Origin of the sequence: Actinomadura coerulea (assembly GCF_014208105.1) — a bacterium.
Classification (GTDB): domain Bacteria; phylum Actinomycetota; class Actinomycetes; order Streptosporangiales; family Streptosporangiaceae; genus Spirillospora; species Spirillospora coerulea.
The window spans coordinates 7,703,874-7,726,756 of record NZ_JACHMQ010000001.1 but is presented as its reverse complement, the minus strand read 5'-3'; the positions used below and the strand labels follow the sequence as shown (position 1 = coordinate 7,726,756).

Annotated in this window: 19 protein-coding genes; 13 read left to right on the top strand and 6 right to left on the bottom strand. The window is 73.1% G+C overall.

Going from position 1 to position 22,883, the window contains the following annotated elements:
• Window positions 1–225: 225 nt before the first annotated feature.
• Window positions 226–1,356 (top strand): sensor histidine kinase, encoded by a 1,131-nt coding sequence (locus BKA00_RS35790; RefSeq protein ID WP_185032663.1) that lies wholly within the window; start codon window positions 226–228, stop codon window positions 1,354–1,356.
• Here the strand turns inward: BKA00_RS35790 and BKA00_RS40190 are convergent.
• Complete coding sequence (locus BKA00_RS40190; protein ID WP_268248259.1) at window positions 1,338–1,955, bottom strand: TetR/AcrR family transcriptional regulator; 618 nt, start codon at window positions 1,953–1,955, stop codon at window positions 1,338–1,340. The genes BKA00_RS35790 and BKA00_RS40190 overlap by 19 nt on opposite strands.
• Window positions 1,956–2,091: 136 nt before the next feature.
• On the opposite strand from BKA00_RS40190, the gene BKA00_RS35780 reads away from it, so the two are divergent.
• The 4 genes from BKA00_RS35780 (at window position 2,092) to BKA00_RS35765 (ending at window position 5,736) form a co-directional block, all read left to right on the top strand.
• Complete coding sequence (locus BKA00_RS35780; RefSeq protein WP_185032655.1) at window positions 2,092–2,739, top strand: CatB-related O-acetyltransferase; 648 nt, start codon at window positions 2,092–2,094, stop codon at window positions 2,737–2,739.
• A gap of 149 nt (window positions 2,740–2,888) precedes the next feature.
• Entirely contained in the window at window positions 2,889–3,281 is a 393-nt protein-coding gene (locus BKA00_RS35775; protein ID WP_185032653.1) for a VOC family protein, read from the top strand.
• 220 nt (window positions 3,282–3,501) lie between these two features.
• Entirely contained in the window at window positions 3,502–4,938 is a 1,437-nt protein-coding gene (locus BKA00_RS35770) for a hypothetical protein (protein ID WP_185032651.1), read from the top strand.
• A gap of 60 nt (window positions 4,939–4,998) precedes the next feature.
• Window positions 4,999–5,736 (top strand): translation initiation factor IF-2, encoded by a 738-nt coding sequence (locus BKA00_RS35765; RefSeq protein ID WP_185032649.1) that lies wholly within the window; start codon window positions 4,999–5,001, stop codon window positions 5,734–5,736.
• A 61-nt stretch (window positions 5,737–5,797) separates the two neighbouring features.
• Here the strand turns inward: BKA00_RS35765 and BKA00_RS35760 are convergent, their stop codons facing one another.
• Window positions 5,798–6,148: an MmcQ/YjbR family DNA-binding protein gene (locus BKA00_RS35760; protein ID WP_185032647.1), complete on the bottom strand. Its 351-nt coding sequence runs from the start codon at window positions 6,146–6,148 to the stop codon at window positions 5,798–5,800.
• 84 nt (window positions 6,149–6,232) lie between these two features.
• On the opposite strand from BKA00_RS35760, the gene BKA00_RS35755 reads away from it, so the two are divergent.
• The 6 genes from BKA00_RS35755 (at window position 6,233) to BKA00_RS35730 (ending at window position 15,780) form a co-directional block, all read left to right on the top strand.
• Complete coding sequence (locus BKA00_RS35755; RefSeq protein ID WP_230299292.1) at window positions 6,233–6,565, top strand: CU044_2847 family protein; 333 nt, start codon at window positions 6,233–6,235, stop codon at window positions 6,563–6,565.
• 7 nt (window positions 6,566–6,572) lie between these two features.
• Window positions 6,573–8,243, top strand: a complete 1,671-nt coding sequence (locus BKA00_RS35750; RefSeq protein WP_185032645.1) for a VMAP-C domain-containing protein — start codon at window positions 6,573–6,575, stop codon at window positions 8,241–8,243.
• Window positions 8,244–9,233, top strand: a complete 990-nt coding sequence (locus BKA00_RS35745; RefSeq protein WP_185032643.1) for an AAA family ATPase — start codon at window positions 8,244–8,246, stop codon at window positions 9,231–9,233.
• Window positions 9,223–13,875 (top strand): SAV_2336 N-terminal domain-related protein, encoded by a 4,653-nt coding sequence (locus BKA00_RS35740; protein WP_185032641.1) that lies wholly within the window; start codon window positions 9,223–9,225, stop codon window positions 13,873–13,875. Before BKA00_RS35745 ends, BKA00_RS35740 begins: the two co-directional genes overlap by 11 nt.
• Before the next feature lie 39 nt (window positions 13,876–13,914).
• Complete coding sequence (locus BKA00_RS35735) at window positions 13,915–14,490, top strand: TetR/AcrR family transcriptional regulator (protein WP_185032639.1); 576 nt, start codon at window positions 13,915–13,917, stop codon at window positions 14,488–14,490.
• Window positions 14,491–14,565: 75 nt separating this feature from the next.
• Window positions 14,566–15,780 (top strand): Cmx/CmrA family chloramphenicol efflux MFS transporter, encoded by a 1,215-nt coding sequence (locus tag BKA00_RS35730; RefSeq protein WP_185032637.1) that lies wholly within the window; start codon window positions 14,566–14,568, stop codon window positions 15,778–15,780.
• A 12-nt stretch (window positions 15,781–15,792) separates the two neighbouring features.
• Here BKA00_RS35730 and BKA00_RS35725 read toward each other — a convergent pair whose 3' ends face one another.
• From BKA00_RS35725 to BKA00_RS35710, 4 genes are all read right to left on the bottom strand, one after another.
• Window positions 15,793–17,022, bottom strand: coding sequence for a hypothetical protein (locus BKA00_RS35725; RefSeq protein WP_185032635.1), 1,230 nt, complete (start codon window positions 17,020–17,022; stop codon window positions 15,793–15,795).
• A gap of 183 nt (window positions 17,023–17,205) precedes the next feature.
• Entirely contained in the window at window positions 17,206–19,272 is a 2,067-nt protein-coding gene (locus BKA00_RS35720; RefSeq protein ID WP_230299291.1) for a M6 family metalloprotease domain-containing protein, read from the bottom strand.
• A gap of 118 nt (window positions 19,273–19,390) precedes the next feature.
• Window positions 19,391–19,873 (bottom strand): ribonuclease E activity regulator RraA, encoded by a 483-nt coding sequence (gene rraA / locus BKA00_RS35715; RefSeq protein WP_185032633.1) that lies wholly within the window; start codon window positions 19,871–19,873, stop codon window positions 19,391–19,393.
• A 26-nt stretch (window positions 19,874–19,899) separates the two neighbouring features.
• A complete protein-coding gene (locus tag BKA00_RS35710) occupies window positions 19,900–20,355 on the bottom strand; it encodes an Lrp/AsnC family transcriptional regulator (protein ID WP_185032632.1) in 456 nt (151 codons plus the stop codon).
• Between the two features lie 207 nt (window positions 20,356–20,562).
• On the opposite strand from BKA00_RS35710, the gene rocD reads away from it, so the two are divergent.
• Window positions 20,563–21,729 carry an ornithine--oxo-acid transaminase gene (gene rocD, locus BKA00_RS35705; protein ID WP_185035248.1) on the top strand — a complete coding sequence of 389 codons (1,167 nt, stop codon included), beginning with the start codon at window positions 20,563–20,565 and terminating at the stop codon, window positions 21,727–21,729.
• 172 nt (window positions 21,730–21,901) lie between these two features.
• Complete coding sequence (locus BKA00_RS35700; RefSeq protein ID WP_185032630.1) at window positions 21,902–22,870, top strand: LCP family protein; 969 nt, start codon at window positions 21,902–21,904, stop codon at window positions 22,868–22,870.
• Window positions 22,871–22,883 lie beyond the last annotated feature (13 nt).

The following is a 22,883-nucleotide window of genomic DNA, read 5'->3' as shown; positions in this document are numbered from 1 at the left end:
CGGTCTCAGCCGCGCCCGCCGGCGCCATCGTCGGGCCATCGGACGGAGCCGGCGACTCCGGCGGGTGGCCGGCCCGGGCTGATGATGGGGTTCGAGTCACACGGCCAAGTCAAGGCCGCGGCGTGTTGCAGGCGCGTATGCGGTTTTCGATACGCCGACGATATGGACCGGCTCGTACCATCGCGAGCATGGGTGTGTCGAGCGTGGAGAACGGACACCGCCGTCATGGATAGGCGCCCAGGGCTCAGCGCCCGGCTGAAGCTCACCCTCAGCTACGCCGGATTCCTCCTGCTGGGAGGCGGTCTCCTGCTGGTCGTGGTCTGGGTGTTCGTGCTGCGCTGGATGCGCGACGTCGACGCCGGAGCCATCCAGAGGAGGTTCGGCGTCGTGATCGTGCTCGGTCCCGACCGCTCCGAACTCCTGGGCGGCTTCTACCCCGCGGCCGCCGCGGCGATGGGTTTCCTCCTGCTGTTCGGCCTCCTGGGGGGATGGTTCCTCTCGGGCCGGATGCTGGCACCCCTCACACGGATCGGGGACGCGGCGCGGATGGCCTCCACGGGATCGCTGTCCCACCGCATCCGGCTGCTGGGCCGCAAGGACGAGTTCCGCGAGCTCGCCGACGTGTTCGACGCCATGCTCGAACAACTGGAGTCGCACGTCGCCGAACAGCGGAGGTTCGCCGCGAACGCCTCCCACGAGCTGCGCACCCCGCTGGCCATCTCCCAGACCCTGCTGGACGCCGCCCGCAACGATCCCGCGCGGGACCAGGGCGAACTCCTCGAACGCCTCCACGCCGTCAACACGCGGGCGATCGACCTCACCGAGGCCCTCCTGCTGCTCAGCCGCACCGACCGCCGGAGCCTCACCCGCGACGTGGTCGACCTGTCCCTCATCGCCGAGGAGGCCGCCGAGACGCTGCTCCCCCTCGCCGAACAGAACCGGATCACGCTCGACGTCACCGGCGAGAAAGCCCACGCCCTCGGCTCCGAGGAGCTCATCCTCCGGCTGGTGACCAACCTCGTCCAGAACGCCATCGTCCACAACGTCCCGGATGGCGGCACCGTGACGGTTCACACCGAATCGCGGCACGACGCGAGCGTGCTGCAAGTCGAGAACACCGGACGGCCGGTGCCACGGGAACTGGTACCGACGCTCACCGAACCCTTCCAACGCGGCACCCAGCGCACACGCACCGGTGAGCACGCCGGCGTGGGCCTCGGGTTGGCGATCGTGCACAGCATCGTCCGGGCACACGACGGCACTCTCGACCTCGTCCCCCGCCCCGCCGGCGGCCTCATCGTCACGATCCGGCTGCCCCGCGAGCGGGCGGAGGTGTCTCAGCAGGCCCGCCCCTGAGCGGGGTCGGCGAAGGCACCGGCGGCTGCGGCAAGGGCGGCGGTCCTGGCCGCGTGGGCGGGGAGGCCCGGGTCGGGCGGGGTGCGCAGGAGCACCAGGTGGTGGTACATCGGCGCGGTCGCGGCGATGAGCAGGCGCCGGGCGTCGGTGGACGGCGGCAGTTCGCCGCGGTGGACGGCCCGGGCGACGACGGTCTCGCAGCGGGTGTAGCGGTCCTCCCAGAGCCGCTGCTGGGCTTCGGCGGCCTTCTCCGAGCGGAACGAGGCGGCGATCAGTGCCGCCATGATCGGCGGCTCCGCGGCCATGGCCGTCTGGATCTCCCGGTTCAGCGCCGCGAGGTCGCCTTCCAGCGAGCCGGTGTCCGGGGGGCGCCAGTCGTCGTCTCCGGCCGCGTCGAGGACGTCGGCGAGCAGGCCGCCGACGTCGCTCCAGCGCCGGTAGACCGTGGCGCGGTGCACGCCGGCGCGGGCGGCGACGGCCTCCATGGTGAGCCCGTCGAAGCCGTGCTCGCCGAGCTCCGCGAGGACCGCGTCGAGCACCCGCTCACGGGTGCGGGCCGTCCGGCCGCCGGGCCGGGGCCGGGGCCGGGGCGGCCGCACGGGTCCGGCGCCTTCCGGTCGCGCGTCTCGGGACGTCATCGCAGGTGGTCCGGTTGCCCGGCGGGACGATGCCATGGCAGGATCTTAATGTAACAGTTGTCGCATTAGTAGCTGCCCAGCAAGGAAGCGGAGCTTCATGCCACTGGTCCCCGCCGACCCGAACGCCCTGCACCCGATGCCCGAGCAGCCGCGCGTGGTGCTTCTGAAGCCGCTGGTCACCTCGCCGCTGATCGAGGTCGGGGAGTTCTCCTACTACGACGACCCGGACGATCCGACGGCGTTCGAGACGCGCAACGTGCTGTACCACTACGGGCCGGAGAGGCTGGTGATCGGAAGGTTCTGCGCGCTGGGCGAGGGCGTGCGGTTCATCATGAACGGCGCCAACCACCGCATGGACGGGCCCTCGACCTTCCCGTTCCCGATCATGGGCGGCTCCTGGGCCGAGCACGTCGACCTCATCACCGGCCTGCCCGGACGGGGCGACACCGTGGTCGGCCACGACGTCTGGTTCGGCTACCGGGCCACGGTGATGCCCGGCGTCCGCATCGGCCACGGAGCGATCATCGCGTCCGGCTCCGTCGTCGTCGACGACGTCCCCGACTACGGCATCGTCGGCGGCAACCCGGCCAGGCTCATCCGCCGCCGCCACAGCGACACCGACGTCGACCGCCTCCTGGCCCTGGCCTGGTGGGACTGGCCGCTCCAGCACATCACCGAGCACGTCCGCACGATCATGTCCGGCAGCGTCGACGACCTTGAGGAAGCGGCGGCCCGCATGAGGTGAGGCCGGTCGCCGTCCATCCGCCCTCCGATCGCGACGACGTCTTCAGGCGGCCGGACGCCGTGCGCGCGCAGGCAGGCGAAGAATCTGGACGACGATTCGGGGTGCTCCGCGGGGTTGCCGGGACGCCTCTCCGGGGCAGAGGGGGCTCCATGGACATCAACTGCGTGATCGTCGACTCGGCCGACCCGGACCGGTTGGCGGCCTTCTGGAGCGAGCTGCTCGACCGGCCGGTCGTCGCGCGTTCCGGACCGTACGTCTGGCTGGAGCGCAAGGACGGGTTGGGCGTGGGCTTCCAGCGCGCCGACGGCCCCAAAGCCGCGAAGAACCGGCTGCACCTGGACTTGGAGTCGGAGGATCCGGCGGCCGAGCAGGCCAGAGTGGAGGAGCTGGGCGGACGGCGACTGACCGAGTACGGCCCGGGAGGCTTCCTCGTCATGGCCGACCCGGACGGGAACGAGTTCTGCATCATCCCGAAGGGCCCGTTCGACCTGGACGACGAGGGCCGAGCCGACTACCTGCCGACGGATGCCAGGGCCACCTGATCGCAGGGCCAGAACCGGCGGTACGGCCGGCGGGCGGCGAAATGCCGCCGCCACCTGGTCGTCCGTGGTGGACGGCACGGATGGGCGGGGGCGGCGCTGGTAGGATCTCGGCCGATGCGCGGGCGGTAGTGAGTGACGTAGTGGCCCGCCCCGGCGCGACGCCGCCGGTCCCGGACCGGCGCAGGTTCTGTCCGCCGCACGTCCCACAGTTAGGTTCCCGGTGTCGATCTCCCCTTCGGCCGTCCGCCGCAACTGGCTGTTCTGCGCGGTGCTGCTCGTGGGCGTCGCGCTGCGGGTGCTCGCCATGGCGGGGTTCCGGGGCGTGCTGTGGTTCAACGACAGCTACGACTTCGTCCGGATCGCGGACGACCCGTTCCCGCACCCGATGAGGCCGTCCGGGTACGGGCTCTTCCTGTGGGCGCTGAAGCCGTTCCACAGCCTGGCGCTGGTGACGGCGCTGCAGCACGCGGCCATCCTCGGGCTGGCCGGGCTCGGGTACCGGATGCTCGTCCGCGACTTCGAGGTCCGGCGGACGTGGGCCGCGCTGGCCGTCGCGCCGGTGCTCCTCGACGCCTTCCAGGTCGAGCTGGAGCATCTGCTGCTGTCGGACACCCTGTTCACCGTCCTGGTGTTCGGCGCGATGCTGCTGCTGGCCAAGCCCGGGGAGGCCGGTTGGCGGCGGGCCGCGCCGGTGGGCGCGCTGCTCGGCGTGGCGGCCGTCACGCGGACGGTGGGGGTGCCGCTCTTCCTGATCGCCGTCCTCTACCTGCTGCTCAGGCGGTCGCGGTGGCCGGTGTACGTGGCGCTGGCCGCGACGTTCGCGCTGCCCGTCGGGGCGTACGCGACGTGGTTCCAGCAGGAGCACGGCCGGTTCCAGATGACGGGCGTGGACGGCATCTTCCTGTGGGGGCGGACGGCGGCGTTCGCCGACTGCGACGCGTTCACGCCCCCTCCGGATCTGGCGGGGCTGTGCCCGTACGGCGCCAAGGGCGACCGGCCCGCCTCGTCCCACCAGATCTGGGAGGACAACTCGCCGACCGGCTGGTCCAACGGGCAGGCGTTCGACGAGGAGACCAACGCGCGGGCGCAGCGGTTCGCGTTGTGGGCGATCAGGAACCAGCCGCTCGACTACCTGCGCGTGGTGTCCTACGACTTCTTCGTCCGGACGTTCTCGTGGCACCGGTCGCGCTACCCGACCGTGGGCACCGAGGCCAGGTACCACTTCCCCACGCGGCCCACGGCGCGCAAGCCGGGGCTGCCCGTCTACGGGGGCGGCGACCGGGGGGCGGTCGTGTACGAGTACTCGCATGGAACGGGCCGCACGCACGTCGTCGAGCCGTACGCCGGGGTGCTGCGCGGCTACCAGAAGCATGTGAGCGTGCCGGGGACGGTGCTCGGCGCGGTGCTGCTCGCCGGCGCGGCCGGGATCGTGTGGCGGCGGGCGCGGGCGCGGACGGCCCTGTTCTGGACGTCCGGTGTCGCCCTGCTCGCCATCCCGCCGATCACGGTCGACTTCGACTACCGCTACATGCTGCCCGCCCTGCCGTTCGCGTGTTTCGCCGCCGCGCTGGCGTGGGGCCGCCGCCGACCGGTCCCGGCGGCGCCGGAGGACGTGCCGGTCGAGGCGGCGCCCGAGGTCCAGCCCGCGGACGCCTGACGTGGAAATGAGTACGAGAGCGGATGCCGCCGCGCGGCGGCCGCCGGGATCCTTGGACGCATGCGCCGCTTCGTGATCCCCCTGGTCGTCCTGCTCGCCGCCGGCTGCGGGCAGCTGGGCCGGAGTCCTGAGGACGTGGCCGCCGCGGACGCGCGGAAGGCCGCCGAGCGGGCCGGGGACCGGGTCTACGACGCCCGGGTGCGGCCCGCGCGGGACATGGCGCACCGGGCGGCGGACCTCGACGGCGTGGAGGTCATGCGGGTGACCGGTGTCTCGACGGCCGGGAAAGGGGTGCGGCTCGTCCTGCGGACGTCGGGGACGGCGCCGGACGGCGGCTGGTTCCCGACCTCGACCGTCAGCGTCCGGCGGTGCTTCGAACTGCGGTTCTCCACCACCACCGAATGGCAGCACTACGGGACCCGGCAGGTGTCGTGCCCGGCCGGGTCCCCGCTCGCCTTCGGACCGTGGCCGAAGACGCCGGAGATTCCGTTCGAGCGGCTGCGCAAGGCGCTGCCCCGCGTCCCGAAGGACGGCAAGGCGGACGAGGCGAGGGTCCGCGCGGCGGTCGCGTCGCTGCGGCTCGCCCCGGCGATCCGGCGCGAGTTCACCACCAGGGGCGGCGTCGTCGGCGTGGCTCTCACCGTGAAGCCCTACGGGTCGGACGTCTTCGACTGCGTCCTCGGCCGGGTCGCGCCGGGCCGTACCAGCGTGTGGGTTCCGCCCCGCATGCAGCGGATGGCGGGCGAGGGCGGATGCAGCGCCGGCAACGCCGTCGATCCGCTGCCGCCGCCGCACTGAGAACGCGCCGGTCAGCGCATGCAGGGGCGCTCGCCTCGCCCCCGCGCCCGCTGGAGGGGCGTCATCCGTCCTGAGGGCCGAGGCGGGCGGCGGCGACCTTCTTCGGGACGACCATCCGCCACGCGTCGGTGACGAGTTCCTCCATCTCGGCCTCGTCCAGCGCCGACGTCCATGCGTGGACCCAGTTGAAACGCATGTCGGACTCGCCGGGGAGGTGGAACTTGTCCGGTTCGGACTCGACGAGGGCGAGCCGCTCCTCCTTGGGGAACGCGAAGCCCATGACGGTCTCGTCCCGCGAGAAGGCGACGTAGACGATGGAGCCGACGCGGAACTTCACCCGGTCCCTGATCAGGTGCTCGGACGTGCGGGGCAGCGTCGTCGCGAGGGCCCGCACCTGCTCGACGGTGATCATCGTGTCCTCCTGTGGCCGCGCCGCCTCCGGGGCGGCCTTCCCAGCAAAGCACCCCGCACCGCATGATCTTGTTAGATTTGCCGGGTGAACGAACTGGTGCGCTGGCAGACCGAGAACGGGACCATCGTCGTGGAGACCGACGACATGGAGCCGGGGTTCCAGTCGGTGTCCCGCACCGGCGATCTGATCCACGACGCGGCGGGCAAGCTGGAGGACGCGTTCCAGAGCGTCCGGGACGCGGCGCAGACGGCGCTGTCGTCGCTGCGCGGAGGCGACCTGAACCCCGACGGGATCGAGCTGGAGTTCGGCGTCAAGCTCAACGCGGCGGCCGGGGCCGTCATCGCCAAGACGACCGTCGAGGGCCACCTCAAGGTCAAGATGACGTGGGGGCAGCCGCGCGCCGCGGAGGAGGCGTAGCCGCATCGTGGACGAGTGGCAGTGGCGCGCCTGGGTCGGCCCGCCGTCCGGCGGCAAGCTCGGCGCGGCGTTCCTGGTCACCGAGACGCGGCTGCTGACGTGCGCCCACACCGTCCACGGGCGGGAGGAGATGCGCGTCGGGTTCCCCGGGCTGCTGGAGGACCTGCCCGCCAGGGTCGTGCGGCGCGGCGACTGGCGGCGGGCGGGCGACCCCGGCGACGTCGCCGTCCTCGAACTGCGCGAACCGGTCGCGCTGACCCCCGCCGCGCTCGCCGCGCCCGACGGCCTGCACGCGGGGGGCCTCGGCGGACGGACGCTCGGGGTGTGGGGGTTCCCGCGCCGTCCCGACCAGAACGAGCGGCACGCGGCGGTGACGGCGTTCCCGCACCGCGGGATGCGGCGCGAGTGGTGGGAGCTGAAGACCGGCCGGGGCGACTGGCTGGAGGAGGGCTACAGCGGCTCCGCCGTGTACGACACGGCGACGGGCGAGGTCATCGGCATGGTGACGAACGCCGAGCTGCGCCACGGCGACCGGGCCGACCTCGGCTGGATGCTGCCCATCGCGCACATCCGGACGTACTGGGAAGAGCTGGACGATCTGCTGCCGCTGCGGTGGCTCACCCCCGCCGCCCGCCGCGAGCTGCGGGAGCTGCTGGACGGCGTCCGCTACACCGACCCGCTCGCCGCCGACCTCGAACGGATCACCGGCCGGCGGTCGTTCGGCGGCTTCCGGTCGGCGTGGGGCTCGGTGCGCCACGTGGCCGAGGGCTGGCCGGAGGACCGGCTCGTCCGCTACGTGGCGGCGCTCGGGCCGCACCTGCCCGAGTCCGCCCGGCGGCGGCTCACCGCGTGGTCCGCGCGGCACCTGCCCCGCGCCGCGCCCGCCGCCCCCCGCCAGGGGCCCGCGTCGGTCATCGTCCGGCTGGAGCGGGTCACGTTCGACAACGCCTTCGACGTGACCGTGCACACCTGGATCGACGGCGCCGAGGGACCGGGGCGGCCGACCGAGCGCGTCCCGGACCGGCGGGTGCGGCCGGTGGTCGAGGCGGGCGTGGCCGCGCTCGCGCCCGCGCTGTTCGGCCGCGACTGGATGATCGAGTTCGCGGTGCCGGAGGGCTGGCTCGGCAAGCCGTTCGAGCAGTGGTACGTCGACGCGCGCAACAGGATCCCCATGCGCAAGTACCCGGTGGTGGTGCGGGACGTGGAGCGGCTGCGGCCCGACTCGATCCGCCGCGACCAGGCCCACCACCGCTGGCGGCTGCTGATCGAGCGCGGCCGCAGCGAGCCCCGCCCCATCGCGTGCGACGCGCCGCGCAAGGGCAGCGACTTCCAGGACTGGCTGGAGGCCAACATCGACCTCTGCGTCCTGGTGTACGGGTCGCGCCCGGTGAAGAGCTGGCTGACGGCCGCGCTCAACAACGGCGTCCCCGTCATGATGTGGACGCGCACCCCGTGCGACGCGTCCTCGCACGGGGACTGCCGGGGGCACCGCGTCCTCGACGAACTGACCGCGGCGGTCGGCGACCGGCATCCGGGCGACCTCCCGCGGCTGGCGCTCGCGCTGCGGAAGGCCGCGCTCGTCGCCCCCAAGGACACCCCGCACTGCGGACGCGACCTGACGCTGCTGTGGGACGATCCGTCCCGGCTCCCCGACCCCCCGCTCGCGATGGAGGTATAGGTGCCCGACTGGCTGCTCTACACAGGGAGCCGACGCACGCACGACGGCATCGACCGGCTGCCTCCGCCGCCGCCATGGCGCGCGTTCGACGGCGAGCCCGCCCTGGAGCCCCCTTCCGGCGGATCCGGCAACGAGCACCAGGCGACCACGTACCGTCCGTCCGACGATGCCGTGCAGCAGGTCAACGCCGCCCTGTACCTGCGCCGCCCACTGCTGGTGACGGGACCGCCCGGTACCGGGAAGTCGACGCTGGCCTACGCCGTCGCCCACGAACTGGGGCTAGGACCTGTCCTGCACTGGCCCATCACCAGCCGGACCATCCTCCGCGACGGCCTCTACCAGTACGACCCGCTCACCCGCCTGTACGCGGCCGGGCGGCACGACGCGGCGGGACGGGACGACGCGGCGCACGAGGAGGACATCGGCCGGTACATCCGCCTCGGCCCGCTCGGCACCGCGCTGCTGCCCTACCGGCGGCCGCGCGTCCTGCTCGTCGACGAGATCGACAAGAGCGACATCGACCTGCCCAACGACCTGCTCACCATCTTCGAGAAGGGCGAGTACGAGCTGCCCGAGCTGACCCGGCGGGCCGACCCGGTCGCCGAGGTCATGACCGCCGACGGGCCGGGCGCCCGGGTCACCGTCACCGCCGGGACGGTCCGCTGCCGCGCGTTCCCGCTGGTCGTGATGACCAGCAACGGCGAGCGGGAGTTCCCGCCCGCCTTCCTGCGGCGCTGCGTGACCGTGGAGCTGCGGCAGCCGTCGGGCGAGGCCGAGCTGTCGGCGATCGTCCGCGAGCACCTCGGGCCGCTCGCCGACCAGAGCGACGACCTCGTCCGCCGCTTCTTCGAGCGCTCCGCGTCCGGCACCCTCGCCACCGACCAGCTCCTCAACGCCGTCTACCTGTGCCGCCACGCCGACGCCGCGGACCGCCGGGACCTGGCCGACCGCATCATGCCCTACCTGACCGGGCCCGTCGATGACGATTGACCGGCTCCGGGACGTCCTGTCGGCGGTCGGACCGCCGCCGGACGCCCGCGAAATGAGCGAGCTGCTGTGGCTCGCCTGCCACATCTCCCCGCCGGAGGAGCGGGCTCCTTCCGTCCCGCCGGTTCCGCTGCCGGTGCCCGACGAGCCCGAGGACGACGCCGGCGCTCCCGAGCCGCCCGAGCCCGCGCCCGCACGCCCCTCCGAACCGCCGGCCGAGCTCCACCCCCGCCCGGGCGCCGAGGCGGAGCCGGTGGGCCGCGCGTCCGAGGTGCTCGTCCCGACCGCGCCGATGCTGGCCGACCCGCTCGGCGTCCAGCGGGCGCTGCGCCCGCTGAAGCGGCGCGTCCCGTCCCGGCACCGCGTCGAACTGGACGAGGACGCCACCGCCGCGCGCGTCGCCGACACCCGCCTGTGGACGCCCGTCCTCGTCCCGTCGCCCGAGCGCTGGCTCGGCCTCAGCCTGGTCGTCGACACCGGCCCCACCATGCGGCTGTGGCGGCCCCTCGCCCGCGAGCTGGCCGAGACGCTCCTCCGCCAGGGCGCCTTCCAGGACGTCCACCTCGGCTACCTCGACGGGAACGGCCGCATCGCCTCCACCCCCGAGGCGCCGCCCCAGGACCCGGGAACGCTCCTGGACGCCTCCGGGCGGCGGGCCGTCCTCGTGCTCAGCGACTGCTCGGGCCCCCACTGGTGGAACGGGCGCGCCGGGCAGGCCGTGCGCCGCTGGGCGCAGGCCGGGCCGACCGCGATCGTCCAGCCGCTCGCCGAACGCCTCTGGCGCCGCACCGCCGCGCCGGCCTCCCCCGGCCTCGCCGTCCTCCCCCGCCCCGGCGCCCCGAACACCGACCTGCGCTTCACCCCCCACGACGGCGCCGCCGGGCCCGGCGTGCCCGTCCCCGTCCTGGAGATCGCGCCGCGCTGGTTCGGCGCGTGGGCCCGGCTGGTCTCCGGCTCGGGCCCGCAGCCCGCCGCCGTCGCCGTGCTGCCCGCCCGCCCGACCGGGGCGGCGCCGGTGCGGCGCGAGCGGGAACTGCCGATCGCCGAGCGCGTCCGCCGCTTCCTCGCCACCGCGTCCCCGGCCGCCGCCGAACTCGCCGCCCACGTCGCCGTCTCCGTCCCGTCGCTGCCGGTCATGCGCCTGATCCAGCACCGGATCCTCGGCGGCTCGGGCCCCGGCCAGCTCGCCGAGGTGCTGCTGAGCGGCCTGCTCCGCCCGGCCGGCGGCGTGCGCTACGAGTTCGTCCCCGGCGCCCGCGAGGCCCTGCTCGACACCCTCCCGCGCCCGGAGGCCCTGCACACCCGGCACGTCCTGGAGGCCGTCTCCGCCGAGATCGAGCGCCGCGCCGGAACGTCCGCCGAGACGTTCCGCGCCCTCCTCCCCGCCGACGGCGGCCCGGTCGTCCTCACCGCCGAAACCGACCACTTCGCCCTCCTCACCCCCGAGACCCGCTCCCACCTCGCCACCGCTCCCCCGGTCCCGGACGTGGCCCTGGGCCCGGACCTGCTGGAGCTCCTCGACACCCCGGTCGAGGAACTGATCGGCGGCGAAGGCTGGGACCGCGGCCCGCGGCCCGCGGTGATCGGCGTGGACGGCGACGACCTCGTGTCGGTGGACGTCCTGCACGGCAACCCCGACCTGCCGCACGGCCTGATCATCGGCCCGGAGGCGTTCCAGAGCTCGCTGTTGCGGACCCTCGTCCTGAGCCTGGCGCTCAACCACTCCCCGAACATCGTCAACTTCGCGTTCGTCGACCACAGCCGGGCCACGTCGTTCCCCCCGGTGCATATCCTTCCTCACGTCGCGATGGCCCTCCACACCCGGTGGACGCCGCCTGCGCTGGGCCGACTCCCCGAGGCCCTGGAGACCGAGCGGAAGCGCCGCGAGACCGTCCTCCAGGCCGCCGGCGTCACCACCTGGGACGAGTACCAGGCGGCCCTCGCGGGGGGCCGGCCGCTCGATCCGCTGCCCGCCCTCGTCGTGATCATCGACAGCATCGGGCCCATGCTGGACGCGCGGCCCGAACTCCTCGATCCCCTCACCGCGCTCTGCGAGAAGGGACCCGCCCAAGGGATCAGGTTCGTCTTCTGCTCGCCGAACGACTCGCCCGCGCCGCCGGGCATCGCCGGGTTCGCGGGCTGGAACGTGGGCTCTCCGAGCCGCATGGGCGATCACCTCGCGTCCGTGCACATCTTCGCGCAGGAGGCCCGCCCGGCCTTCGAGCCCGCACGCATCTCACTCGACGCAGTCGATCAGATCCTGACGCTGATGCAGCGGCGCGGGCCGGAGGCGCGCCTCCTCCCCTGGCCCGGGGAACCCGCGACAGCTGAGCCCGTGGTGCAGGTGGATCCCCCCCAGCTCACAGTCGAGCCCGACCTCGACGTTCTGCGCTTGAACGAGGGCGGGGCGAGCGGGATGCTGCACGAGACATGGGCGCTGCCCGCCGAGATGCCGCGCAGCCCGGCCATCGGTTACCGGCCGGGCGGCCATCTCCTCAACCTCTATCCGCTCGATCTCTCCTCGGGCATTCCGCACGGCCTGATCGTCGGAAGCCCCGAGGCCCGCCAGAGGGTCGTTCGCGCCATCACCCTGGCCCTCGCCGCAGGACACTCTCCAAATGACCTGCAATTCGTGTTCGCGGGCCTGGGTCAGCATCCGCTCGGAGAGCCCATCGACCTTCCGCACGTCCACTACTCCAAGGAAGAGCTGCTGGGCTCGCCGGAAAGGCTCCGGCGGTTCTTCGACTTCCTTTCCGGCGAGCTGGAGGCACGGTCCGCGGCACCGCCGCACAACGTGTCGCGGACTTCGGATTTCGGCAGCCAATCGACGGTCGACGAGTTGTACGAGCGTTACCGCCAGGACCCCCATTCGGTCGACCGGGTCTGGTGGAACTTCTTCGACGACTACCAGCCGGGCGAAGAGCCTTCCGCCCCGCTTCCCGAGTCCCTGTCCACACCGCCGCCCGAGGCGCGGCCGCGCCTGCTGGTCGTGGCCGACCTGTCGCTCACCTTCCCGCTCAGCAAGCGCGAGGTGGGCGAGACGCTCATCTCACTGGCGCAGCGAGGCAGGGCGCTCGACGTCCAGCTGCTGCTCACCTCGTCCACCGTCGAGAACACCACCATCTGGGATCGCTTCCTGCCGCTCCTCGGCTGGCGCATCGCGGCGGACCGCCTGCCGCCCGACCAACTGCGGCGCGTTCTCGGGCAGGCGAACCTCCAGTTCCCGGACGGCGAGCCAACGGCCTACCTCCTCGCCGGAGGCGGCTCCCCCCAACGCTTCACCGTGGCGCCGGAGCCTCCTCGTGCGGCCGTCGACGACTTCGTCCGGCAAACGCGCGAACTCTCCTCAGCCGTACCGGCGGGCACCGCCTCGGAGGGCGCCGACCTGGAGGCCGTCAACACCCTGATCGCCGGCCTGGACGGCCTGGCCGGATTCGACCGTTGGACGCAACAGGGCGGCCCCGCCGACAAAGGGACGGTGCGAACGGCCCTCCGGGACATCCTCCAGGCAGATGCCGAGGCCGTGCGCTCGGGCGCCCCCCTCACTCGCCACATGGTCTTTCCGGGCGCCTACAGTCAGGAGATGAGGGTGGCGGCGGGGCTGTACGCGGAGATGCTCAAAGAACTCGGCGTCTTGTCTCCGAGCGGCCTTCCGTCCTCCCCGAACGACATGACGGTCGTGTGGCCCCTCGCTTCTCCGACACTGTGGCCGGACCTCTTTCACGCCGCTCAGAGCCGTGTCCTCTTCCTCGATTTGGACGACCCGAGACCGGTTCCGCCGGGCGGCGCGTCATTTCGGGCGTTCTTCGACCCGCTTCTCTCCGCGCTGCCCGAGGCGCCTGAAGGCCCACTGGTCGTCCTCTGCGGAGCTCCTGAGAGGGTCGAGGAGGCGCTCAGGACCGTTCCGGAACTCGCCGACCGTTTCAGGTGGACCCGCGCCTTCCACGCCGCGCCACCGGAGGATGCCGCCCGGTCTCCGCGGAACCGGAGCGTGCGGCTCGGGAGCGATCCGGAGACCGGAGAGGCCGTGCTTCTGAACTTCGACGTCGATCGGGATCTGCTCATCAGCGGCCCGTCCGGTTCCGGGAAGGCGACGCTGGTGCGCGATATCGTCGACGAGCTCGTCTCACACGGCACCGAGCGAGATCGGCGCATCTACTTCCTGGACATGCACATGAGCCCCCAAGACCTCGCGCGCGCGGAGGCGTGGGGGCGGGCGGGCGTGCGGCACACCTCGTCGCCGGAGGAGTTTGGCCGGTTGCTCACCGAGGCTGTGTGGAGCACCCGGGCCTCCCTGCTCGGCGGTGGCGGCCCCGAGATCTACCTGGTCGTGGCCCACCGGCAACGGCTCCTGCGGGACGACCCGCTCGCCGCGGCCATCGCCGACCTGCGCCTGATGCGCGAACACGGCGTCCACCTGATCCTCTCGCGGCACCAGATCACTTTCGGCGAGCCGCTCGACCCCCTGGTCGCCCTGCTTCGCGAACTCGGCGCCCCCGTTCTGTTGACCAAGCACGTCGGCGGCCAGGAGGCGAGGCTCTGGGACGTTCCCTCCTCGATGCAGGGCCCCTTGGAGGCGGGCGACGCGCTGCTGGCGCATCCCGGGCGGCAGCGGCTCGTCCGGCTCGGCGACCGGGCCGGATGATATTGGATCGAGCTGTCCATAACGTGTTACGGTGACTGCATGGCAAGGCCGAGGAAGTTCGACGAGGGGCTGGCCGTGGAGGCGGCCATGCGGGCCTTCTGGGCGGACGGCTACGAGGCGACGTCGACACAGGAGCTGTGCGCGGCGACCGGGCTCGGGCGCAGCAGCATCTACAACACGTTCGCCAGCAAGCGCGACCTGTTCGTCAAGGCGCTGACGCACTACATGGAGGTGCGGACCACCCGGCTCGTCGAGCACTTGCAGGGCGACGAGGGCACCGTGCGCGAGCGCCTCCGGGTGGTCATGGACTGGGCCGCCGAACCGGACGAGGACGACCCGTCGGGATGCCTGGTCGTGAACGCGACGGTGGAACTCGGCCCGCACGACCCCGACATCGCCGAGCGGCTCGAACGGGACCGGCGGCGGCGGTTCGCCACGCTCAAGGCGGCGATCGAGGACGGGATGCGCGACGGCGAGATCGACTCCGCCAAGGACGCGGACGCGCTCGCGCACTTCGTCATCTCCACGATCAGCGGCATCCAGGTGGCCGCGCGCGGCGGCGCCGACCCGGGCACCCTGAGGGCCATCGCGGACACGGCGATGCTCTCACTCTGACCGGGGCGGCCGGTGAGCCGCCCTCTTTCACGCCCGAATTTTGTACTGATCTATCCAATACACAGGAGGACACCGATGCCACTGGCCGTCTACGCGCTGGGACTGGCGATCTTCGCGCAGGGCACGTCGGAGCTGATGCTGGCGGGGCTGCTGCCCGGCATGGCGCACGACCTCGGCGTGTCCGTGCCGGCCGCCGGGTGGCTGATCTCGGCGTTCGCGATCGGGATGCTGGCCGGGGCGCCGCCGCTCGCCGTCCTGACGCTGCGCTGGCCGCACCGGCGGGCGATGCTGGCGTTCCTCGCGGTGTTCGCGCTGACGCACGTGGTCAGCGCGCTCACGCCCGGGTACTGGACGCTGTTCGCGATGCGGATCGTCGGCGCGTTCGTCTACGCGGGGTTCTGGGCGGTGGCGGCGGCGACCGCCGTGAGTCTCGTGCCGCGCGACGCGCGCGGGAAGGCGATGGGCGTCGTCGCGGGCGGCCTCACGGTCGCGGCGATCGTGGGGCTGCCCGCCGGGACGGTGGTCGGGCAGCATCTCGGCTGGCGGGCGGCGTTCTGGGCGGTCGCGGCCATGTCGGCCGCCGCGATGGCGCTGGTGGCCGCGACGATCCCCGCCGCGCGCGCGGACGCCGCGCCGCCCCGGGTGCGGGACGAGGTGCGCGCGATGGCCGTCCCCGGCCTGTGGCTGCTGTACGGGACGACGGCCCTGGCCACGAGCGGCCTCCTCGCCGTCTTCGGCTACCTGGGCGCCTTCCTGACGGAGACGACGGGCATCGCGGAGGCGTGGGTCCCCGGCGTGCTCGCGCTCTACGGCGCCGGGGCGCTCATCGGGATCACGCTCGGCGGGCGGACGGCCGACCGGTGGGGCGTCCCGACGCTGTACGCGGGCTTCGCGGGGCTCACCGTCGTCTCCGTGCTGCTCGCCCTGGCGGCGAGGTCGCCCCTGCCCGTGGTGGTCCTCGTGTTCCTCCTCGGGTTCGTCGGATTCGGGACGAACCCGACCCTCAACTCCCGGGCGTTCGGCATGGTGGACGGCGCGTCGACGCTGGTCGCGGCCGGGAACGTCGTCGCGTTCAACATCGGCATCACGGTGGGCCCGTGGCTCGGCGGCCTCGCGATCGACGCGGGGAAGGGCTACCCGTCCACGGCCTGGATCGGGGCGGCGCTGGGCGTCGCGGCGATCGTCACCGTGGCGGTCGGCGCCCTGGTGACCGGCACGGGGCGGCGCGGCGGCCCCGGGCGGCGCTCCGCCGGAGAGGCGGAGCCCACCAGGTCCGCGATCAGCGCGTGAGGAAGCCCGGGGTCACGAGCAGGAGGAGGCGCGGAACGCCCACAGGGCTCGCCTCCCCGGGTGCTCCGCGAGCGTGAAGATGCGGTGGAGGCCCCGGTGGCAGGACAGGTCCTCCGGCCCGTAGGAGATCGTGCGGCGCCGCACCGGGGCCCAGCCGGTGCCGGTGTAGCGGGTCGAGAAGAGGCGGCCGCGCTCGCCGCTGCGGCTCTGGGTGAACCACCACCGCCCGTGCGTCCTGACCGCGCCCTGGACCCTGTCCACCGGGAGCCGCGCTCCCCCGTCGGCGCTCGCGGTCCCGCCTCCGGCCAGGGACGCCAGCGGCCAGGAGACCACTCGCCCCCGCGGCCAGTCCGGGCGGCAGTACTCGCCCGCGATGAGGACGTGCGGCCACGTGGTGCGGTCGACCGCCGTCCACGACATCCGCAGCGGGCCGCCGCCCCTGCACTTGCCGCCGACCCGGCCGCGGGCGAAGTGCCTGCTGCCCGTCTGCGCCATCACGTACCGGAACCCGTGGGCGTAGTAGGTGCCGCCGTGCAGCCCGATCCGGTCGGGGCGGCGCGTCGAGCCAGCCCGGCTCGCGGACAGGTCGAAGATCTGCCGCATGTCGAACTCGCGCAGCCCGTGCCGGGTGTCGGCGACGTACAGTTTGTCGCCGTACCAGGCGATGCCGCCCGCGTGGACGCCGACGTCGGTGTAGGTGGGCCGCCCGCCCCGCATCACCGGGGCGACGAGCAGGACGTGCCGGTAGACGCGCCGGTCGGGGTCGACGAACGTGAGCCTGACGCGGCCGCCGTTGTGCCAGGAGACGAGGATCGGCCGGACGCCGCCCGCCCATCCTTCGCCCGCCGCCGCGTCCGAGACGGACGTGACGCCCTGCGGGACCCAGTCCCTGGTGGTGCTGTCCGCGGTGTCGAAGCAGTAGACGAGCGAGCCGGCGGGGACCCCGGCCGCCCGGCCGCAGCCGCCGCCGAGCCCGGTGTGGCCGGGCGAGCGGAGCAGGGCGGCGACGCCGGTCCTGCGGAGCACGCCGCCGAGCGCCCTGACCGTGCCGCTCCGGTCCGTGCCGCGCCGCAGATCGAAGTCGCGGGCGTCCAGAGGCGCCGCCGCGGCCCCCGCCGCCCGTGCCGCGGTCATCGCCCGCGGATCCGCCGCCGCGGGCGCCGCGAGGGCGGCGCCCGGGACGGCGGCCGCCAGGACACCCGCCGCGACGGCCGCGGTTCCCGGCCGTCGAACCGTCGTCACTGCGCGTTGCCTGATCATCACAGTGCGCCACATACCCAGCCGGTCGCCCTGGACGACTCCGGCATGGCCTAGGGAAGGACAACTTCTGTTGCGGGGCCCATTACTTCGGCGGCGTCGGCCCGCACCCGGCCCCGGCGTCGCGGACGGGACGGCCCCCGAGGAGACCGTCCCGTCCAGGACGGGTCAGCGCAGGGCGCAGGTCCCCGAGTCGGACTTCGACGGGGCGCTCTCCGAGGTCCCCGTCAGGCTGAGCCGCGCGTGGCGGGAGGCGCCCGGACCGGCCTTCGCCCACACCTCGACCTTGGCGCGGCCGCCCGCCGGGGCGGTGGCCAGCTCGTTCGGCAGCCACGTGGTCCAGCCGTCACCGGACACCGCCGCCTTGAGGCGGAACACGTCGGAGCCATGGCGGCCGTCCCCGCCCCGGCCCGTGTTGGTGAGCGTCATCGTGCACCTGGTCCAGCCCGCGCCGGTCGGCCGGGCGGGGCCCGGGTCGACCCGCACGCCGCGCCGCTGCGGCCCGGCGCCGTCCAGCGAGCTGACCGCGACCGTGTAGGACAGCACGCCCCTGCGGTCCCGCCTGACGTTCAGGACGTAGAAGTGCAGCCGGTTCGCCTGGTCGACGAACTCGTACTCGCTGCCGGAGTCCGTCCCCGCGTGGTAGAGCGCGTCGGACAGCTGCCGGTAGTCGCCGATCGTCATCTTCTTCGGGGTGCCGTCGGGCAGGACGAAGTCGACCTTGTCGATGTCCTGCGGGTTGGCGTCCTCGACCCAGATGAACGGGGCGCGGTCCTGGTCCTTGGTCTTGGCCAGCAGGACGCCGGAGTCGGGCGTGAATGAGTCCGTGCCCATCCGGTCGACGACTTCGAGGGTGTAGTTGTCGTAGCCGCCGCCGTCGCACAGCGGGTCGGCGCCGGTGTCGCACTTCGGGCTCTTGTCGCCGCCCGCGCCGAGCTTGACGTTGATGCCGGTGAGGCCGCCCTTGCCCGGGTCGACCGACCGGGCGGTCACGTTGGCCACGACCATGCCGGACGCGGCGAGCGCCTCCGGGCTGAGCTGGAGCACGTTGTCGCCGTTCACCATGCCGAGCTTGAGCTTGTTGCGGAGCATGTGCTGCGCGCCCATGGACCCGCCGCCCGTCGCCGGGATCGTCCACCGGCTGTGCGGACCGCCGGGCCCGTTGAACGTGCCGCGGCTGAGCATGTCCCATGGGCCGCTGTAGGAGCGGCGCGGCGGGTCGCCGTAGGGGTTGTTGTAGTTGTCGCCGATGCCGAGGATGTGGCTGAACTCGTGGGCGTACACCGACATGCCGGAGCTCTCGGCCTGCGTCGAGGAGACGCCCGGGATGGCGTTCGGCCAGATCGTCGAGCCGGCCTGCCAGGACGTCCAGGGGACGTACCGGGTCTTCACCCAGTTCGTCAGGGCCGGGTCGCCGGGCCCCCACTCGTTCGGCACCTGCTCCTTCGTGCCGAACTTCATCTCGCCGAACTCCTGCCAGGTGGAGCTCTCGTCCTGCCCGGCGCTGAGGAAGAAGACGAAGTCGAACCTGTTCGCCGCCTCCTCGCCGATGTCGGCGACCCACGCGTCCCGCGCGTCCTTGCGCAGGTCGCGGCCGCAGGTGTCGCCGGCCGGGCAGCCGGTCCCGCCCTGCATGCCGTCCACGCCGTACTCGTGGTCCTTGGAGGGCATCTGGTAGGCGCCGAACCCCGTCAGGTTCACCCCGAACCGGCCGCCGGAGTCCTCCATCCAGTACTCGTGGAGGGTGTGGCCGTGGTTCAGGTCCTGCGGCTTGTTGAGGAAGTCCTGGTAGAACTTCGCCACCTGCGCGCGCGGCACGTCGCCGACCTTGACCGGGTTGCCGAAGACGGACGAGTTCACCGGCTGCGTGACCTCGAACGGCTGGTTCGGGTAGTCGGCGAGGACGACCGCGACGTTGAAGTTCTTCACCGACCCCTTGCGGGCCGGGTCCGCCCACGAGGCGCCCGGGATCGCGGTGTAGTCGTCCCAGGTCATCGTGTCGGGAAGCTCGTAGTTCTGGGGGTCGATCGGGCGCGGGGCGCCCGCCGCGAACGCGCGGGCGGACGGCTGCGCCCGCTGCCACGGCTGCGTCTTCGGCCAGTGCCGCGCCTGCCAGGGGTTCGCGGTCGGTTTCGGTACCCGGGGCCCCGGCTGCGCGGCGGCCGGGACGGCCGCGAGTCCCACGACCAGCCCCATCGCCGCCGCGGGCACCAGCAGAATCTTCTTGGCGCGCATGTCTCCCCTACCTCAACTGGGTTGCGGAGAGACGGTAAGGACGGGCGGATCCGCCCGGCTACGGCCGACATATACGATCTTGCGCCGACCACCCTGGCATTTCGCGCCATAGGCCAGGTCAGATCGGGAGTTCGCGCTCCGCGACGACGATGCCGTCCTCGTCGCTGTAGAGCCAGTCGCCCGGCCGGAACTCCGCGCCGCCGAACGCCACCGGGACGTCGGCCTCGCCCGCGCCGTCCTTGGCGCTCTTGCGCGGGTTGGACCCGAGGGCCTTCACGCCGAGGTCCAGCCCGCGCAGCGCCGCCACGTCCCGGACCGCGCCGTTGATCACGACCCCGGCCCAGCCGCCCGCCACCGCCGAGGCCGCGAGCATGTCGCCCATCAGCGCGGACGCCAGCGACCCGGCGCCGTCCACGACCAGCACCCGGCCCTCCCCCGGAGTGGCCAGCCGCCGCTTCACCAGCCCGTTGTCGCGGTGGCAGCGCACGGTGGCGACCGGGCCGGCGAACGCCGTCCGCCCGCCGTACTGCCGGAACTGCGTCTCGCAGCTGCGCAGCTCGTCCCCGAAGTCGTCGATGAGGTCAGCGGTCACGAAGTCCATGGCCGCAGCCTACTGGCCGGTAATCCTCAGCCGTAGGGCGCGTCGGTCGGACGGCCGATGAGCCGCGACAGCACGATCGCCGTCTTGGTCGCGGTGATGTTGTCCTCGCGGCGCAGCCGTTCGAGGGCCTGCTCCAGATGCTGGATGTCGCGGGCCCGCACGTGCACGAGCGCGCTGGCGTCCCCGCTGATCGTGTACGCGGCGACGACCTCGGGGTGGCCGCGGACGCTGGAGTAGATCTCCTCCGGGGACGTCGCCCCGGTGCAGAAGATCTCGATGAACGCCTCGGTCGTCCAGCCGAGCGCGGCCGGGTCGACCACGGCCGCGAAGCCGTTGATCACACCGTCCGCGCGGAGCCGGTCCACGCGCCGCTTCACGGCGGGGGCCGACAGCCCCACCCTGTCGCCGATCTGCGCGTACGAGGCGCGCCCGTCCTCCAGCAGCCGCGCAACGATCCGCCGGTCGAGCTCGTCAAGACGCAACAAATAACACCCCCCGAGTCGGCTTTCGTCATTGGTCGGCAGTCAATTCCGAACATACGCTGGGTAGGGACCGGCGGCCACCTGATCCGCCGGGCCCCCTCCCCCTCGGCACCGGGCACGCGCCCGGTGTCCCAGCCATGCCCCGGCAGGACCGGCCGGGCCGAGCCGCGAAGGAGCGTCGTGACGCCGACCGACCAGCTGCGAGCGATGTCCGAGGACCACAGCGCGCACAACTACCACCCCCTGCCCATCGTGGTCTCCGAGGCGGACGGCGTCTGGCTGACCGACGCGGAGGGCCGCCGCTACCTGGACATGCTGGCCGCCTACTCCGCCGTCAACTTCGGGCACCGCAACCCGCGGCTGACCGAGGCCGCGCGGCGGCAGCTCGACCGCGTCACGCTGGTGAGCCGCGCCTTCGACCACGACCAGTTCGGCCCGTTCGCCGCCGAGCTGGCCGAGCTGTGCGGCAAGGACATGGTCCTGCCGATGAACAGCGGCGCCGAGGCCGTCGAGACCGCGCTGAAGACGGCCCGCAAGTGGGGCTACGAGGTCAAGGGCGTCCCCGCCGGCGAGGCGAACATCATCGCCTTCGAGGGCAACTTCCACGGCCGCACCACCACCATCATCAGCTTCTCGACCGACCCCGACGCCCACGACTCCTACGGCCCCTACACGCCGGGCTTCCGGACCGTCCCGTACGGGGACGTCGAGGCGCTCCGGGCCGCGATGGACGCCAACACGGTCGGCGTGCTGATCGAGCCGATCCAGGGCGAGGCGGGCGTGAACGTCCCGCCGAGCGGGTTCCTGCGCGCCGTGCGCGAGCTGTGCACGCAGGGCGGCGCGCTGATGATCGCCGACGAGATCCAGTCGGGCCTCGGCCGCACGGGCACCACGTTCGCGGTCGAGCACGAGGACGTCGTGCCCGACGTCTACATCCTCGGCAAGGCCCTCGGCGGCGGCATCATGCCGGTGTCGGCGGTCGTCGCCGACCGGGACGTCCTCGGCGTGTTCAAGCCGGGCCAGCACGGCTCGACGTTCGGCGGCAACCCGCTCGCCTGCGCCATCGCCCGCGAGGTCATCGCGATCCTGAAGACCGGCGAGTACCAGGAGCGCTCCCGGACGCTCGGCGCGCACATGCACGACCGGCTCGGACGGCTGCCCGGCGACCTCATCCGCGAGGTGCGCGGCCGCGGCCTGTGGGCGGGCGTGGAGCTGCACGGCAGGGCCCGTCCGGTCAGCGAGCGGCTGATGGAGCTCGGCGTCCTCGCCAAGGAGACCCACGAGACCACGCTGCGTCTCGCCCCGCCGCTGGTGATCGAGCGCGACGAGCTCGACTGGGCGCTCGACCAGCTGGAGATCGCCCTCAAGGGCTGACGCCCGGCCCCGGAGGGACCTGGAACGCCGCCGGTCAACGGCGCCCGGCGGCGTTCCCTGCCATCCGCCGGCCCGCGATTTCCGTCATGGCAAACCCCGGTCTCCGCCAAGGGTCGGCCAGCGCCCGCCCGGCGCGCCCGCCTCCGCCGCGTCCCGCCATGAGGGTGAGGGGATGCTGCGGAACAGGAGTCGGCGCCGGGTGATCATCGGGTGCGCGGGGCTGGCGACGGGCCTCGTGCTGCTGCTCGCGGGCGGGCTGTACTTCCTGCAGCGCTTCTACGACGGCGAGATCAGGCGGGTCTCGGGCGCGCTGCCGACCGCCGGCGGGCGTCCGGCCTCCAGCGGGCGCGGCGAGAACTGGCTGCTGATCGGGTCCGACCGGCGCGCCGACATGCCCTCGATGGGCGCCCGCGCCGACACGATCATGCTGGTGCACCTGTCCGGGCACGGCGACCGGGTCTCGGTGATCGCCATCCCCCGGGACGGGTGGGTGCCCGTCCCCGGGCACGGCCCGACCAAGATCAACGCGGCGTTCGCCTACGGCGGGCCGTCGCTGCTGGTCCGGACGGTGGAACAGCTCACCCGCGTCCGGGTCGACCACTACGCCGCACTCGACTTCGGCGGGTTCGTGAAGATGACCGACGCCCTCGGCGGCGTGGACGTCACCGTCACCAAGACGACCCACGACCCCATGCACGACCGGACCTGGCAGGCCGGCCGCCACCATCTGGACGGCGCCCGGGCGCTCGACTTCGTCCGGCAGCGCTGGAACCTGCCGGGCGGCGACCTCGACCGGATCAAGCGGCAGCAGGCGTTCCTGCACGCCCTCGCCGCCAAGGCCCTGGACACCCGCAACCCCCTCAGGATCGACCGGTTCGTGCGAGCCGCGACGCGCTCGGCGACGGTGGACGACTCGGTCACCTCCGGCACGCTGCGCGGGCTGGCGCACCGGCTGCTGAAGACCTCGCTGATGGAGTACCTGACGGCCCCGGTCGACCGGACGGCGGAGCGCGACGGGCAGAGTGTCGTACTGCTGGACGATGATGGGGTCGGAGAGCTGTTCACCGCCGTGCGGGAGGACCGCGTCGGCGACTACGTGGCCCGCAACGGCGCCGCCAACACCGTGGACTCCGTGCGCTGACCTGCCCGGATAT

Excerpts from the sequence above, each read along its gene's own strand:
- BKA00_RS35790 (WP_185032663.1), top strand. The coding sequence starts at position 226 with ATGGATAGGCGCCCAGGGCTCAGCGCCCGGCTGAAGCTCACCCTCAGC.
- BKA00_RS35780 (WP_185032655.1), top strand. The coding sequence starts at position 2,092 with ATGCCACTGGTCCCCGCCGACCCGAACGCCCTGCACCCGATGCCCGAG.
- BKA00_RS35775 (WP_185032653.1), top strand. The coding sequence starts at position 2,889 with ATGGACATCAACTGCGTGATCGTCGACTCGGCCGACCCGGACCGGTTG.
- BKA00_RS35765 (WP_185032649.1), top strand. The coding sequence starts at position 4,999 with ATGCGCCGCTTCGTGATCCCCCTGGTCGTCCTGCTCGCCGCCGGCTGC.
- BKA00_RS35760 (WP_185032647.1), bottom strand. The coding sequence starts at position 6,148 with ATGATCACCGTCGAGCAGGTGCGGGCCCTCGCGACGACGCTGCCCCGC.
- BKA00_RS35740 (WP_185032641.1), top strand. The coding sequence starts at position 9,223 with ATGACGATTGACCGGCTCCGGGACGTCCTGTCGGCGGTCGGACCGCCG.
- BKA00_RS35735 (WP_185032639.1), top strand. The coding sequence starts at position 13,915 with ATGGCAAGGCCGAGGAAGTTCGACGAGGGGCTGGCCGTGGAGGCGGCC.
- BKA00_RS35730 (WP_185032637.1), top strand. The coding sequence starts at position 14,566 with ATGCCACTGGCCGTCTACGCGCTGGGACTGGCGATCTTCGCGCAGGGC.
- BKA00_RS35720 (WP_230299291.1), bottom strand. The coding sequence starts at position 19,272 with ATGCGCGCCAAGAAGATTCTGCTGGTGCCCGCGGCGGCGATGGGGCTG.
- rraA (WP_185032633.1), bottom strand. The coding sequence starts at position 19,873 with ATGGACTTCGTGACCGCTGACCTCATCGACGACTTCGGGGACGAGCTG.
- rocD (WP_185035248.1), top strand. The coding sequence starts at position 20,563 with ATGTCCGAGGACCACAGCGCGCACAACTACCACCCCCTGCCCATCGTG.
- BKA00_RS35700 (WP_185032630.1), top strand. The coding sequence starts at position 21,902 with ATGCTGCGGAACAGGAGTCGGCGCCGGGTGATCATCGGGTGCGCGGGG.